Genomic DNA, 14415 nt, shown 5'->3' on the forward strand with positions numbered 1-14415 from the left:
GCGCTGAAAGCGGCCTGGTTCATTGGCGCACCTCGGCGATATTGTCGAATTGCGTGAAGTGGCCGGTCGAACGGAAAGGGTTGATATCGAGCCCCCCGCGCCGCGTGTAGCGCGCCCAGACCGCCAGATGCCGCGGCGCACAGCGGCGCAGCACATCACAGAATATCCGTTCGACACATTGCTCGTGGAATTCGTTGTGGCTGCGGAACGAAACGATGTAGCGCAGCAGCCCGGCGCGGTCGATCGGCGGGCCGATGTAGCGCAGGACGATGGTCCCCCAGTCGGGCTGGCCGGTGACGAGACAGTTGGATTTCAGCAGATGCGAATACAGCGTCTCGCTGACTTCGTCGGCATTGAAGTCGCTTTGCAGGAAAGCAGGGTCGGTCCGGTAGGTGTCGATCTCGATGTCGATCTCGTCGAGCAACACACCATGCGGGTAGCCGAAAACACGCGTCGGCCGACGCGACAGGACCTCGATCGATACCGCGACCGGCGCGCCGGCGGCGGTGGACAGGTCACGCGTCAGCGTGTCGTGCACGAGCGTCGGATCGACGAATCGATGCTGGTTGAAAGAGTTCAGGTAGAGCTTCAGCGATTTCGACTCGATCAGGCGCGGTGACGTGACGGGAACGCGGAACGTGCCGATCGCGGCGACCGGCTTGCCGCGCGAGTTCAGCCACGACAGTTCGTACGCGTTCCACAGGTCCTCGCCAACGAACGGAAGCGTGTCGGGGGCGAGGCCCAGTTCGTCGCGCTTGATCTGCCGCGCAATCGGGAACAGGAGCTCCGGGGCGTAGCTGTCGCGATAGACGACGGACTGGCCCAACGGCGACGCCTCGGCGCCGTGGTCGTGCGTGTCGGAAGGGTTCATGCCGGCGATTGTAAGGGAATCGGCTCCTGGCGGAACCAGTGCCCGGATGATGAGCCCCGATAGGGGACCGTCGCGAAGATGACCCTCCTTCAGGCGAGGCGCTGGCTGCGGCGGCAGGAACGCCGGCGGCAGCTGCGTCCCCGCGCGGTCGAAACCGATCAGTTGCCGGGGCGCGTGCCGCCGACGGCCCTGATCGCCTCGGACAGCAACGCTTCCTTGTCGATCTCGACGATCGCAGGCGCTTCCGGCGGACAGACCGTCTGCGGATCGATGCCGCTACGGTCCTGGCCGATTTCTTCGGGCGTCGGCAAATCCTCGCGCGCGACACCGAGGGCTCCCATCAACTGCCCCATGCCGGTCAGCGTGCGCGCCTGGGCGATGATCCGGTTGTATTGAGCGTTAACGTAGGCGCGCCGGGCCTCGAAGTATTCGTTCTCGGTGTCGAGCAGGTCCAGCAGCGTGCGCTGGCCGATGTCGAACTGCCGGCGATAGGCTTCGCGCGCCTTCTCGATCGAAAGCTGGTGCTGGTCGAGATACACGAGCTGTTCGGTGAGCCGTCGCACATCGTTGTACGCGATCGACAGCGTCTGGCGCAGGTCGCGGCACGCTTTCTCGCGCAGGTCCTTTGCCAGATCGAGCGTTTCGGCCGCCTGGCGCAGCCGCGCCTGGTCGGCGCCACCGCGGGACAGGTTGTAGCTCAGCACCGCTTCGATTGCGCCATCGCGCGAACGTCCATCGACGCCTTCGAAGTTGTGATCGACGCCTTGGCGGGCCCGCACATCGAGGCGCGGGTGGAACGCCGCCTGGCGCGACTCGATCTGGGCCTGCCCGGCGCGAACGTTTTCGACCGCGGCGTTCAGCGACGGGCTGGTCACGAAAGCGGCCCGCAGCGCGTCTTGCGCGGTCGGCGGAATCGCACCGACCACCGTATCGGGAGCAAACCGCTGCGCCTGGGCGGGCGGCGCTTCACCGACGATGCGCAGGTAGCGGGCGCTGACGTCGTGGAGATTGGAGACTTCGGTGAGCAGGTTCGACTCGGCCAGCGCCAGGCGCCCGGCGGCCTGCTCGAGATCCACTCTTCGGCCGACACCGGCGCCGGCGCGTTCGGCGATCTGGTCGTGGATCTGCTTGTGCTGGACGTAGTTCTCCTGCGCGAGGCGCGTCAGATCACGGTAGCGCAGCACGTCGCTGTACGCACGCAGCGCTTCGAGCGCCGCGGTCTCGGAGACGTCGCGCAGCTCGTAATACCGGGTGAGCTTCGCGTAGCCGAGCCGCGCCACTTCGCTGCGCGTCAGGAAGCCGTCATAGACCATCTGATTCAGCGAGAGGCTTGCGCGGCGATGGTTGAAATCGTCCGACGGCTGGCCCGGACGTTTCAGCGTTTCGCGACCCGCGCCGGCAATCAGGTCAATCTGGGGAAAGTAGCCGCTGCGCGCAACGCCCTGCTCTTCCATGGCAGCACGGAATGCATGCCACCCCGCCTGCACTTCCGGATTGGCTACCACGGCCTTGCGCGCCGCATCACGCAAGGCTTCGGGGACTTCTGCCGCCGCGAATCGGGGCAGCGCAGCCAGGGCGGCAACACAGATCACGGTTCTCAAGTTTTTCATGTCGTCTCCCTGACGATGCGTGGTCTCTGCACGAATCCTGCGAATGCAGGGCGCAGGTGATTCAATCCGAGTGATCAAATGATATGCGGTTGAATTTGGCTGCTCCGCCAACTACGCAACACTTCCCGTCAGATAAGGCGCGCCGCAACCCCTGCGGCCTGCGGCCGATACCCGATAATGGTGACGAGCGAACCACCTGCCGTCCAATGCCGACACACCTCCTTCCGCACGGAATGTTTTCTCGGCCATGCCGGCTGGGCAACGCGGCGCTCATCCGGCTGGCCGGCCTGTGCGTGCTCATCGGCGTCGGGCTCGCGACCGCCAGCGGCGACACGGATCTCATGGAGCGCCTGGCCGGCGAACGTTTCGGTGCGGCAGGCAGCGCATCGGTGCGCGCATGGCGTCAGATGATCGCCGACGCGCTGCCGCTGGACGACCTGGAAAAGCTGCAGCGCACGAATACGTTTTTCAACCGTCGCATCAGCTTCGACGACGACGCGACGGTCTGGAAGGAGGCGGACTACTGGGCAACTCCGCTCGAGACGCTCGGCCGCGGAGCCGGTGACTGCGAGGACTTCTCGATCGCGAAATACATGAGCCTGCGGCTGCTCGGCATCCCGGCCGACAAGCTGCGCCTGATCTATGTCCGGGCGCAGATCGGCGGCGCGCAGAGCACTCTTTCGCAGGCCCATATGGTCGTGGGCTTCTACCCCTCGCCGGAGGCTGAGCCGCTCGTCCTCGACAACCTGATCGGCGAGGTGCGGCCGGCCGGGCGGCGCCCCGACCTATATCCGATATTCAGCTTCAACAGCGCGGGTCTGTGGATCGGCGGCGCGACCGCCTCGTCTGCGGATCCTACCGCCCGCCTGTCGCGCTGGCGCAGCGTGCTCGTGCGCATGCAGCAGGAGGGCCTGCAATGACAGCCCATCGTCCAAGTCCGACCCGTCGCGGAGATTTGCAGTCATGTCCCTGATCAAGCAACTGTGGATCGCGATCGCGATCGTGATGTCCCTGTCGCTCGGCGGCAGCCTGGTCGTCAGCACGCTCTCGGCACGGCATTACCTCGAGCAGCAGCTACAGGTGAAGAATCTCGACAACGCCACGTCGCTGGCGCTGGCGCTGTCGCAGCTGCCGAAAGATCCGGTGACCGTCGAACTGCAGGTCGCCGCCCAGTTCGACGCCGGCCATTACCGCCTGATCCGTCTCACCGACCCGTCCGGCGACGTCGTGGTCGAACGCGAATTCGCGGGACCCCGCAACGGCACGCCCGACTGGTTCACGCGGCTGATTCCGATCGACACGCGGCCCGGCATCGCCCAGGTGCAGGACGGCTGGCACCAGTTCGGTACGCTCACGCTCGAGAGCCACAAGCGTTATGCGTACGACGCGCTGTGGGTCGGCACAAAGCAACTGCTGCTGTGGTTCGGTCTCGGCGCTGTGCTGACCGGCCTTATCGGCACGCTGATCATCAAGCACATCACGCGGCCGCTCGGGCGGGTCGTCGAGCAGGCGGAGGCGATCGGCGAGCGGCGCTTCGTCACGACGGTCGAGCCGGGAACGATGGAGTTTCGCCGCCTGGTGCGGGCGATGAACATGCTGAGCGAGCGGGTGCGCACGATGCTCGCCGATGAATCGCGGCGGCTCGAGCAGTTGCGCCGCCAGACGCAGCATGACGACATCACGGGGCTCCTCAACCGCGGCCAGTTCATGAACCGCCTCGACTCCGTGCTCGCGCGCGACGACGCGCGCTCCGCCGGCACCTTGTTGATCGGGCGCCTCGGAGACCTTGCGGCGCTGAACCAGCGTCTCGGGCGAGATACGACAAACCGCCTGCTGCACGATATCGCCCACGAGTATGCCGCGTTCGCCGCGCCCCACGGGGACTGGGAAACGGGCCGCATCGGCGGCAGCGATTTCGCGCTGCTCGCACCCGGCCGCCCGGATCCTGCAGTGATCGCCGGCGAGCTTGCGCAGCGCCTGGACACGGCGCTCAACATCACCATGGAAGGGCGTGGCATCCGCCTGCCGCTGGCTGCCGGCGCATTTGCGGCAGGGGAATCGCGCTCGTCGTTGCTGGCCCGCGTGGACGGCGCACTGGCCGCGGCTGAACGCGCAGGGGAACGCGCAATCGAAATCGCCCAAGAGAGCCCCATCGCCCTGCCTTTTCCCGATCTTCAGGCATGGCGCACCGCGCTCACCGAGTCGCTCGACCGCCACGACGTTCGCCTTGCACGGTTTCCGGTGCTCGGCCCGGACGGCACGCTGCTTCACTACGAAGCGCCGATGCGCCTGATGCTCGACGGCTCCTGGCAATCGGCAGGTTATTTCATGCCATGGGTTGCGCGCCTCGGCCTGGTGGCCCGCTTCGATGCTGCCGTCGCACGCGTCGCCATGCGCGAAATCGCCAACAGCACAACACCGCTGGGAATCAACATTTCCGCCGAATCGCTCGCCGATGCGCGCTTCCGCAGCGAACTGTTCAGTCTGCTAGAGGGCAATCCGGCAGCCGCGCAACGACTCTGGATCGAAGTGCCGGAATACGGCGCGCTGCTCGACCAGCCCGAGTTCCGCGCGTTCTGCCTCGCGCTGCGGCCGTTCGGCTGCAAACTCGGCATCGAACATGCCGGCCCGCGCTTCGCCCGCTTGGCCGACCTGCACGAGCTCGGCCTGGACTACATCAAGATCGACGCGGCGCTCGTTCGCGGCATCGACGACGACGCCAGCAGCCAGGGCTTTCTGCGCAGCCTGTGCACGATCGCCCATTCGATCGGCCTGCTGACGATCGCCGAAGGGGTCGGCACCGAAGCGGAGAAACGCGCGCTGCCCGCCTTCGGCGTCGACGGCATGACCGGGCCGGCAATCGAGGCGCCACAGCATCTCCAGGCCAGCCCCGCTTCCGGTGCTGCGTGATCGTAATCAGCCGATCAGCTTGCGCCGGCCGATCGCCATGTCGAAGATGCGCAGGTAACTGGCAGCCACGTTGCGGATATGGAATCGTTCGTGCGCATCGTGCAGCGCGTTTTCGCCGAGATGGCGGAAATCCGCCGGCGCGTCGATCACCTCCGTCGCATACTGCACCCACGTCTGCATGTCGTCGTACTTGCACAGCAGGCCGTTGTAGCGATGCCTGATGACTTCGGGGACGAAACAGCGATCGCTGCCGATGACCACTTTCGCGCGAAACAGTAGCTCGAAGAGCCCCCAGTTTGCGGAGCCGAACTGCAACGGATACAGGAAGAGATCCATCGCTTCCACATAGCCGGCGAACTGGTCGTACGACGCGAAATCGACATGCTGGAAAGCCGAATCCTCGCCGAGCGTGATTCCTTCGCGTTCCAGCACGTACTTCATGAACGACTCGGGCCGGCTTTCCTTTTCGAAGTGGCTTTGCAGGAACGCATCTTCGTAACTGTAGAGCACTTTCGGCGCCCCGCAGAAGACGAAGCGGACGTTCTGCCTTTTTTTCAGGATTTCCTTCGCGATCAGGATGAACTGCTCGAACCCCTTCGCCGATGACAGGTCGCGCGCGGCGAAACCGACGTGGAAAATGCCGTCCTTCCTGGCGAAGATGTTCGGCCGGCGGGTGATGTCGAAGCCCTCCATCTGCGCGATCACCTTGTCGTGCAGGCACGCCGGAAACATTCCCTTTGCGTAGGCGCTCGGCACGATCACGAGCTCGCTCTTCAGCACCTGGTGATAGCTGGTCATTTCGAACACTTTGTCGCGATAGGAAGCGTAGTCGGGCTGCGGATATTTGGCGTCGTAGCCGTGGTGCGTGAACGACGGGAATTCGATATAGGTGATGACCGGAATGTCGAACTCACCGAACAATTGCAGTGGAAAACCGCCGGACCCGTGCGCAACGATGACATCGATGCCGGTACGCGCAAGCAGTTCGGAAATCGACTTCTTGATCAGGAACGAGCGCTGGATGCGGGCTTCGAGATTCTTCGTATAGAAATAGGTATTAGCGTTCTCGGCCGGCACCTGGAACGGCACGAGGTTCGGAACCCTGTCCTTGTTCGCCTGATAGACCGAAGTCGAGCACAGGAACCACGAATGCGCGAGGCTCTCGGCATTCAGGTACTCGTGCAAGGTCTGAAACTGACCCAGTCCTTCGTGTATGAAAAGTATCCGCACCGCAAGCTTTCCTGATCCATTCGAGAAAATGGCGGACCCGCGGGACCGCCACCGACGTCACCTCATTGACGCATCATTCGGCTGAAGGCACGTCGTTCCTCAACATCCGGCTGATCGCGTCCTGATCGAAGGATTCGAATGCCTCTCCGCCGGAGGTGCCCGAACCACTCGTCTGCCCGGGGCCTTCGATCAGCGGAGGGTCGTCGCTGATCACATCGTTCGCCGCCAGCGGCTGAACCGGTGAAGAGCCGGTCTCCGCCGTCACCGTCTCGGTGACGGTCTCGGTGAAGTGGCCGACAGTCACGGTCTCGGTGAATTCACCGACCGTCACGGTGTCGGTGAACTCGCTCACGGTGATGGTGCTGGTGAATTCGGTCAGCGTGACGGTCTCGGTCGGGCCGGCGATCGTTTCGGTCGCCGTCACTACGGTTTCGGTGACGAAGCTTGCCGTCTCGGTGCCGGAAGTCACGGTCGGGGTCGTGACGGTACCGAACTCTTCGATCGTCTGCGTGCCGGCGGTGACGGTGTCCGTCACGGCTTCGGTCGCCGTCACGTCCACCGTCTCCGTGCCCGTCGTCACGGTTTCAGTCGCGCCTTGCGTTGCCGTCACTTCGACCGTCTGCGTGGCCGTCGTCACCGTCTCGGTCGCGGCTTCGGTCGCCGTCACTTCGACCGTCTGCGTGCCGGTCGTCACCGTCTCGGTCGCCGTTTCGGTCGCTGTCACTTCGACCGTCTGCGTGCCGGTCGTCACCGTTTCGGTCGCGAATTCGGTCGCCGTCACTTCGACCGTCTGCGTGCCGGTCGTCACCGTCCCGGTCGCCGCTTCGGTCGCTGTCACCTCGACCGTCTGCGTGCCTGTCGTCACCGTCTCGGTCGCCGCTTGCGTTGCCGTCACGTCGACCGCCTGCGTCCCCGCCGTCACCGTCTCGGTCGCCGCTTCGGTCGCCGTCACTTCGATCGTCTGCGTGCCTGTCGTCACCGTTTCGGTCGCAGCTTGCGTTGCCGTCACGTCGACCGTCTGGGTGCCGGTCGTCACCGTCTCGGTCGCCGCTTCGGTCGCTGTCAACTCGACAGTCTGCGTGCCCGTCGTCACCGTCTCGCTGGCAGTTCCGGTAGCGGTAACGGTGACCGTTTCGGTTTCTGTTGCGATGACCGTTTCAGTCACCTGCACGTCCGTTGCAATCCCGACAATGGGACCGAGCCTGAATTTCCCGCTTACGCCGGTAATCGTCAAGGCGGTGTAATCACCAGGAATGAGCACCTCTCCACCGTCCGTCGAAATCGTGCCGCCACTGTCGTTCGAGGCCGACCAGTCGAAGCTTGCAGAACCGCCCGGCACAAAGATTTTGAGCGTTACGTCATTGACGGGCACCGGCAGGCCTTCGGCTTCGAAACGGATCAAAAGCGTCTCGTCCGGATTGATGTTCAGGTTATCGATCGCAATGTAGCCGTCGTTCGCGTTAACCAGATGTCCTGCCGTGGTCGAAAATATGACCGTCAGCGGAGCATCGGTGACGGAATATTCGCCATTCGGGCCAGCGGCCGTAATCGCCAGATCGGACGTATCGAACGAAGTCGTCGTTGTGATCGTTTCAGTGACGTAGGTGTTCGTGACCGTGTCGGTCCCGACAGTCACCGTCTCGGTTGCAGCTTCGGTCGCCGTCACGTCCACCGTCTGTGTACCCGTCGTCACCGTCTCGGTCACGGCGTCGGTCGCTGTCAACTCGATCGTCTGAGTGCCCGTCGTCACCGTTTCGGTCGCAGCTTCGGTCGCCGTCAGCTCGATCGTCTGAGTACCCGTCGTCACCGTCTCGGTCGCGGCTTGGGTCGCCGTCAGCTCGATCGTCTGCGTGCCCGTCGTCACCGTCTCGGTCGCGGCTTCGGTCGCTGTCAGCTCGATCGTCTGCGTGCCCGTCGTCACGGTTTCGGTCGCGGCTTCGGTCGCGGTCAGCTCGACCGTCTGAGTCCCTGTCGTCACCGTTTCGGTCGCAGCTTCGGTCGCTGTCAGCTCGACCGTCTGAGTGCCCGTCGTCACCGTTTCGGTCGCAGCTTCGGTCGCCGTCAGCTCGACCGTCTGAGTCCCCGTCGTCACCGTCTCGGTCGCGGCTTCGGTCGCCGTCAGCTCGATCGTCTGAGTGCCCGTCGTCACCGTTTCGGTCGCGGCTTCGGTCGCTGTCAGCTCGATCGTCTGCGTGCCCGTCGTCACCGTCTCGGTCGAGGCTTCGGTCGCCGTCACGGTCACCGTCGCCGTGCCCGTCGTCACCGTTTCGGTCAATGCTGTCCCGGTCACCGTTTGCGTGCCGGATGTCACGGTTTCCGTGATGCCGGTGACCGTGATCGTCTGGCTGCCGCCGACGGTGGCCGTCACGATTCCACGCTCCGTCGCAGTGACGACGCCTGTCATCGTTTCGGTCACCGCCCCTTCCACGGTGTCGGTGACGACTCCCGTCACGGTGCTGGTAATGGTCAGCGTTTCGGTCAGCGTCGGCGTGACCGTCGCGGTCTCGTCGACGACCTGCGCGTTGCCCGTCGGCACCGGCAGCAACTCGTCCTCGGCGAAGAGACTGAAGTCGAACTCGACGGGGTTCACCTCTTCGACGATTCGCAGCAGGCGCACGAAGTTGTTGCCTTCACCGCCGCCGCCTCCGGCGAGGCCGGCCGCGGGGGCCTCGAGCACGTCATCGAGGTTTGCGCCTTCGTTGATCGCCTCGATGATCTGGTTGACGGTGTCGCTGGCGATGCGGGCATCCTGCGCGTCCGGACGGGATGCTTCGGTGATGTCGGCGGCGAGCTTGACGGACTGATTTTCGGCCAGCGTGAACAGGTCGCCATCGGGGAGGATGATTTCGACGCGGGCGCCCCCGGCGGCAATGACAGTTTCACCTTCCGTCAGCACGTCCCCCTGATTGAGGGATCGAACCCTGCCTTCGGCGTCACGTGCGTATGCGGTACCGGTGACTGTAATGACGGTTGCGATGGGGCCGGCCATGATTGCTGCTCCTGGAGGATCGAGAGGCGTCGCCGGCACCCCGCCGGCGGCACGACGTCTGCTGTCGACGGATACCGTACGCCGCCCCTCGCGCCGGACCTATTGCACCGGAGGACAAGTGCCGTGAGAAATTTCACGGTCCGCTGCAATTACGCCGGCATTGTTCCGATGACGACGTCAATCGCCGGAAAACCGGCTGCGAAGAAACCTGTTACAGCACATCATCGGTCCCGTCGAGCGCTCCGAGCCGGTGCATCGCCTCGCGAGTGCCGCGCCGCTCCATCAGCTTGGCCTGTGCAGCGGGCGGCAAGTCGGTGAAGCGGATCACCGCGCGGTCGATCAGCAGGTCGATCAGGTCTTCCAGCACGCGCACCAGCCCGAGGTCGGAAGGGCTCAGCGGATTCGCGGATTCGGTGAGCAGGCCGCAGAAGGCGACGACTTCGGGTTCGTCCCCATTGGCGACATCCCAGCCGCCTGATTCGGAGTTGTCGCAGCCGATCGGTTCGCGGCTGGCGGCGATCACTTCGCCTTTGGCGTTGCGCTTGATGAAGATCACCGTTCAGTCCGCAATCGCTGCGCTGCTGTGGGTCGACAGGCGGAGGACCAGCTGCAGCCGGTCGCGCACGCCGAGCTTGTCGAAGATTGCGCCCAGGTGCGCCTTCACCGTCCGTTCCGTGATCCCGAGCTTCGAAGCGATTTCCTTGTTGCTCAGCCCCGCGGCCGTCTCGCGCGCGACTTCGCTCTCGCGTGCCGAAAGATTCGCTGGCAACGGGCCTCTGCCGGGGGCGGCGAGCGCCCGGGCAGCGGCCTCGACGACCCGCGCCATCAGTTCCGCGCCGACCCACAGGCCGCCATGCCGGGCGACGAGCTCGACCTCGCGCAGCAAGCCGGGCACCGCCAGCGCGTGGCAATAGCCGCGCGCGCCATGCTCGAGGGCGACGATCGCCTCGTCGGCTTCAGGCACCATCGTGACGACGACGAGCGGGGACTGTGGCAGCGTGCGATGGAACCGGGCGAGCAGCGTCTGCCAGTCGGCATGGGCAGTGGCGACCCAGATGACATCCAATGGAAGCGCCGTCGAGGGGAGGTCGCCCGCATCGGTGCACATGCCGTCCGGAAACGCTTCGAGCCAGCGTTCGGACGGGACCACCGCTGCAGAGCAGGCGAAGAGGTTTCGTGTCATCGTTCGGACAGTGCGTTGGCCTTGGCCCGCAGCACGGGCTTCAGCAGGTAGGAGAGGATGGTTTTCTTGCCAGTGAGGATGTCGATTTCTGCGACCATACCGGGAATGATCGGAAGCTCATCCCCGAGGCTGGATTTTTGCGTGCGCACTCGGACTGTATAGAACGCATTGCCCTTGTCGTCGGTGACAGTGTCCGCGCCGATCTGCTCCACCATCGCCTCGAGCCCGCCGTAAATGGCAAAATCATAGGCGGTGAATTTGACGAGCGCCGCCTGTCCCGGGTGCAGGAAAGCGATGTCCTTCGGCTTGACCTGCGCTTCGAGGATCAGCGCGTCGTCGAGCGGGACGATCTCGACGACTTCCCGCCCCGGCTGGACGACGCCGCCGACGGTATTGACGAGCAGGCGCTTGACGGTGCCGCGCACCGGTGAGCGCACTTCGGCGTGCTTGACGCGGTCGGCGAGCGCGCGGCTGCCTTCGGACAGGCTGCCGAGCCGGGCCATCGTGTCGGACAGCTCGCTGCGCATCTCGTTGCGCACGCTCAGCTCGACTTCCTGGATCTTGCGCGTCGCCTCGGCAATCGCCGACTGGATGCGGGAGATCTGCGCGGTCGACTGGTCGCGATCGCCGCGCAGGCGCGACACGTCACGTTCGAGGCGCAGGATATCGACTTCCGACACCGCCCCGGACTTGACCAGCGGCCGCGTGACGCCGAGCTCCTGCATCGCCAGCTGGAAACCGCGGCTCGCCTGTTCGTGGCGCGCGCGCACTTCGTTGAGCTCCTGCTGGCGCTGGGTCAGCTGCTGGCGCGCGATCGACAGCTGGGCCTCCATGCCGGCGACGCTGGATGCATACAGCAGGCGTTCGTGCGCGGCGATTTCCGGGACCTCGCGCAGCACGTCGTCAGGCAGCGTGAAGGCGGTGCCGTTCGTCAGCGCCTCGAGGCGCGCAGCCTTCGCCTGCAGCGCGAAGAACTGCGAGCGGTTTTCGGCCAGCGACGAGACGAAGCGGGTCGGATCGATGCGCAGCAGCAATTCGCCCGCGTTGACAATCTGCCCTTCGCGCACCGGCATCTGCTCGACGATGCCGCCGTCCACGGTCTGGATGATCTGCACCTGCGACGACGGGACCACTTTCGCTTCGCCGCGGGTGACTTCGTCGACCTGCGCGAAACCCGCCCACAGCAGCAGCAGCACGATCACGCCGGCGACGACGCGCAGCAGAACGCGGGCGCGCAGCGGTTCCTGCTGCAGGCGAGCCCAGTCGGCGTCGCACGCCCAGTCGAGGCCGTCGTCGGCCGGGGGCGGTGGAATCAGGCGGGCAAAAAACCGTCCGAACAACGGGCGCGCCGGCCGTGCCACACGCGCCGACACGTCGCCGACGCGCTCGAACGCCGCCCGGCCGTAATCACCCATCACAGCGCCCTCCCGATCCGACCCTGGCGCAGCGCTTCGACGACCTGCTCCTTCGGGCCGTCGGCGACGATCCTGCCGCCGTCAACGACGATGATCCGGGTGACGAGGTCCAGCAGCGAAGTACGGTGAGTGACGACGATCATCGTCTTGCCGCACGCAAACGCCCGCAGCCGGCCCTTGAGCTCCTCCTCGCTCGAGCGGTCCATCGACGCGGTCGGCTCGTCGAGCAGCAGGATCGGCGGATCATTGATGACAGCGCGCGCGATCGCGACCCCCTGCCGCTGGCCGCCGGACAACGACACGCCGCGCTCGCCGACCTGCATGTCGAAGCCTTGCGGATGGATGTTGACGAACTCGGTGATGCCGGCAGTCGTGGCCGCCCGCAGCACTGCCGCATCATCGGCGAATGGTGCCGCCATCGTGATGTTCTGCCGCAGCGAGCCGTAGAACAGCGTGACGTCCTGGGCGACATAGCCGATATGGCGGCGCAGTTCGGCCGGATCGAGCTGGCGCTGATCGATGCCGTCGATCAGCACTGCACCCGCCGTCGGACGGAACAGCCCGAGAATGAGCTTCTCGAGCGTCGTCTTGCCCGAGCCGATGCGGCCGAGGATCGCGACGTGCTCGCCGGCGCCGATCTGCAGCGACACGTTGCGCAGCGCTTCGGTCTCCTGGCCCGGATAATGGAAGCTGACGTTGCGGAACTCGATGTCGCCGCGGAACGACCGGCGGCTGATGAACGACAACGCCTCGGAGCGCTCGACTTCCTTCTTCATCAGCGTGTCGAGCGACGCGAGCGCCGTGGCTGCGGCATGATACTGCACCAGCAGTCCGGCGACCTGGCCGATCGGCGCCATCGCGCGCGACGAAAGCATGAAGCACGCGACCAGCCCACCGACGCTGAGCCGGCCGTCGCCGATCAGGTACACACCGAGAATGATGACCACGACGCTGACGGTCTGCTGCACCCACGCGGCACCGTTCGTCGCCGTCGCGGACAGCAGCCGCAACTGCGAGCCGACACGTGCGAGCAGCGCGACACTTTTCTCCCATTTGCGCTGGATCGGCGCTTCCGCGCCGAGCGCCTTGACGGTCTCCATGCCGACCAGCGCTTCGACAAGCGTCGCGTTGCGCTGCGCGCCGGCGCGGTAAGTGGTCTCCGCCAGTTCATGCATCCGCCCCTGCACCGCCATCGCGTACACGAGCAGCAGCGCGACGCCGAACAGGAAAGGCAGCACCAGCGGCCACGCAATCCAGCCGATCACGAGCAGGAACAGCAGCGCGAACGGCACATCGATGAAGGCGACGACGGTGGCCGAGCTGATGAAGTCGCGCACCGACTCGAACGCACGCAGGTTCGCGGCGAACGATCCGGCCGACTCCGGACGCTGCTCCATGCGCAGGCCGAGGACCCGTTCCATGATCGCGGCCGAAAGCTTGACGTCCGCGCGGCTGCCGGCAAGATCGACGAAGTAGCCGCGCATCGTGCGCAGGGTCACGTCACCGACGAGGACGATCAACATTCCCGCGCCCAGCACCCACAGGGTTTCGACGGCCTGGTTCGGGATGACGCGGTCATAGACATTCATGACGAACAGCGGCATTGCGACGGCGAACAGGTTGATCATCAGCGCCGCCAGCAGCACGTCCCGGTACAGGGCGCGATTCTCGGCGATCACGCTCCAGAACCAGTGCTGTCGGCGCGCGGGGCGCACTTCCGGCACACGCGCATCGAAGCGATGCGCCGGGCGCGCGTAGATTGCATCCCCCGCATAGCGCGCCTCGAGGTCCGTCATCGGGATCTCGACGTCCGAGTCGCCCAGTTCCGGGAACACCACGCGGGCGATGTTGCGCTGCGCATCGCGGCCGATCAACATGCACGAGGAGCGGCCGTGGAGCAGCAGGACGACGGGAAACAACGCATCGTTCAGGGCGTCGAGCGGGCATCGGACAATGCTGCTGTTCAGGCCCGCACGCTTTGCCGCGCGTGCAAACAGCGACGGCGGCAGGCGGGAGCCGTCGAGCGGCAAACCGGCAACGGCCGCATCACGCGTCAGGTTGCCGCCGTAAGCGCGCGCAAGCAGCAGCAGGCACTCGAGGAGAGGGTCGCCGGATGCCGGTGCAGCTGCATCGGCGGGCGACGGTTCGGCGCGCGCCCGCTCCGACTCTTCCACGGATCCCATCTCCGCGAGAACGCAGTCACCAGA

At 65.4% G+C, this 14415-nt stretch carries 10 protein-coding genes; 2 read left to right on the forward strand and 8 right to left on the reverse strand.

Going from position 1 to position 14415, the window contains the following annotated elements; all coding sequences use genetic code 11:
- Positions 1 to 19: 19 nt before the first annotated feature.
- The gene (gene queF / locus EBN1_RS04975) at positions 20 to 871 is read right to left on the reverse strand and encodes an NADPH-dependent 7-cyano-7-deazaguanine reductase QueF (RefSeq protein ID WP_011236817.1); all 852 of its coding nucleotides are present in this window, start codon (positions 869 to 871) and stop codon (positions 20 to 22) included.
- Between the two features lie 158 nt (positions 872 to 1029).
- Positions 1030 to 2481 carry a TolC family outer membrane protein gene (locus EBN1_RS04980; RefSeq protein WP_011236818.1) on the reverse strand — a complete coding sequence of 484 codons (1452 nt, stop codon included), beginning with the start codon at positions 2479 to 2481 and terminating at the stop codon, positions 1030 to 1032.
- A gap of 293 nt (positions 2482 to 2774) precedes the next feature.
- Between EBN1_RS04980 and EBN1_RS04985 the strand changes: the two genes are divergently transcribed.
- Entirely contained in the window at positions 2775 to 3401 is a 627-nt protein-coding gene (locus EBN1_RS04985; protein ID WP_241762809.1) for a transglutaminase-like cysteine peptidase, read from the forward strand.
- Between the two features lie 43 nt (positions 3402 to 3444).
- A complete protein-coding gene (locus EBN1_RS04990) occupies positions 3445 to 5391 on the forward strand; it encodes a bifunctional diguanylate cyclase/phosphodiesterase (RefSeq protein ID WP_011236820.1) in 1947 nt (648 codons plus the stop codon).
- 6 nt (positions 5392 to 5397) lie between these two features.
- Here the strand turns inward: EBN1_RS04990 and EBN1_RS04995 are convergent, their stop codons facing one another.
- The 6 genes from EBN1_RS04995 to EBN1_RS05020 all read right to left on the reverse strand — a co-directional run bounded on the left by EBN1_RS04995 (position 5398) and on the right by EBN1_RS05020 (position 14391).
- Positions 5398 to 6621 (reverse strand): glycosyltransferase, encoded by a 1224-nt coding sequence (locus tag EBN1_RS04995; RefSeq protein ID WP_011236821.1) that lies wholly within the window; start codon positions 6619 to 6621, stop codon positions 5398 to 5400.
- Positions 6622 to 6694: 73 nt separating this feature from the next.
- Positions 6695 to 9610: a retention module-containing protein gene (locus EBN1_RS05000; protein WP_011236822.1), complete on the reverse strand. Its 2916-nt coding sequence runs from the start codon at positions 9608 to 9610 to the stop codon at positions 6695 to 6697.
- A 211-nt stretch (positions 9611 to 9821) separates the two neighbouring features.
- A complete protein-coding gene (locus tag EBN1_RS05005) occupies positions 9822 to 10166 on the reverse strand; it encodes a hypothetical protein (RefSeq protein WP_011236823.1) in 345 nt (114 codons plus the stop codon).
- 3 nt (positions 10167 to 10169) lie between these two features.
- Positions 10170 to 10793: a helix-turn-helix transcriptional regulator gene (locus tag EBN1_RS05010; RefSeq protein ID WP_011236824.1), complete on the reverse strand. Its 624-nt coding sequence runs from the start codon at positions 10791 to 10793 to the stop codon at positions 10170 to 10172.
- Positions 10790 to 12208, reverse strand: a complete 1419-nt coding sequence (locus EBN1_RS05015) for an HlyD family type I secretion periplasmic adaptor subunit (RefSeq protein ID WP_041645826.1) — start codon at positions 12206 to 12208, stop codon at positions 10790 to 10792. The genes EBN1_RS05010 and EBN1_RS05015 overlap by 4 nt, the downstream gene beginning before the upstream one ends.
- Entirely contained in the window at positions 12208 to 14391 is a 2184-nt protein-coding gene (locus EBN1_RS05020) for a type I secretion system permease/ATPase (RefSeq protein ID WP_041645829.1), read from the reverse strand. Before EBN1_RS05020 ends, EBN1_RS05015 begins: the two co-directional genes overlap by 1 nt.
- Positions 14392 to 14415 lie beyond the last annotated feature (24 nt).

Source organism: Aromatoleum aromaticum EbN1 (assembly GCF_000025965.1).
Classification (GTDB): domain Bacteria; phylum Pseudomonadota; class Gammaproteobacteria; order Burkholderiales; family Rhodocyclaceae; genus Aromatoleum; species Aromatoleum aromaticum.

Coding starts and splice junctions, on each gene's coding strand:
- EBN1_RS04980 (WP_011236818.1), bottom strand. CDS start 2,481: ATGAAAAACTTGAGAACCGTGATCTGTGTTGCCGCCCTGGCTGCGCTG.
- queF (WP_011236817.1), bottom strand. CDS start 871: ATGAACCCTTCCGACACGCACGACCACGGCGCCGAGGCGTCGCCGTTG.
- EBN1_RS05020 (WP_041645829.1), bottom strand. CDS start 14,391: ATGGGATCCGTGGAAGAGTCGGAGCGGGCGCGCGCCGAACCGTCGCCC.
- EBN1_RS05015 (WP_041645826.1), bottom strand. CDS start 12,208: ATGGGTGATTACGGCCGGGCGGCGTTCGAGCGCGTCGGCGACGTGTCG.
- EBN1_RS05010 (WP_011236824.1), bottom strand. CDS start 10,793: ATGACACGAAACCTCTTCGCCTGCTCTGCAGCGGTGGTCCCGTCCGAA.
- EBN1_RS04990 (WP_011236820.1), top strand. CDS start 3,445: ATGTCCCTGATCAAGCAACTGTGGATCGCGATCGCGATCGTGATGTCC.
- EBN1_RS05000 (WP_011236822.1), bottom strand. CDS start 9,610: ATGGCCGGCCCCATCGCAACCGTCATTACAGTCACCGGTACCGCATAC.